Here is a 517-nt window from a genome sequence, read left to right as displayed (position 1 = left end):
GGTCAGATCCGTCACTGATGCTTCGCCGCTGACGCGCACCCGTTTTCGTGGGATGTCGACCTCAACGCGCGCGGACTTGTCCACTGCAGCGACCGCCTTGGCGATGGTGCTCGCGCAGTGTCCGCAGGTCATATCGTTGACCTGGAAGGTGACCATGGCATGTCCTTTCAAAGTGATGATGAAGCAACTATCAACCTTCCCACAGGGTCAAGGTCAAGCACTTTTTTCTTGCCCGCGAAGCGCATCCGGTTCTTCTCAGATTGATCCACGATTCGTCCATCGCCATTTGGACCGGCCAGGCCTCCAGCCAACCTGGATCAAGCCGCCCTCATCACCCCACTGCTTGACACACATCAATACCGCCTCTTCCCAATCGATCAACACTGCCGCTATCGAAACTCCAGACCAAAGGTATTGGCCATGTTCAAACGAATCCTGATCCCCGTGGACGGCAGCGACACCGCCAACAAGGCCCTGGTCGCCGGCCTGAGCATGGCGCGCGAAACCAGCGCCAGCG

1 protein-coding gene is annotated in these 517 nt (G+C 58.2%); it reads right to left on the bottom strand.

The window, feature by feature from the left end; all coding sequences use genetic code 11:
* Positions 1 to 156 (bottom strand): heavy-metal-associated domain-containing protein (locus AC1DSO_RS24825; RefSeq protein WP_477071343.1); only part of this gene is annotated, 156 nt, incomplete at its 3' end.
* Between the last annotated feature and the right edge of the window lie 361 nt (positions 157 to 517).

This window comes from Caulobacter sp. P4_E5, assembly GCF_056401555.1.
This window is presented reverse-complemented; position numbering and strand designations above follow the sequence as displayed.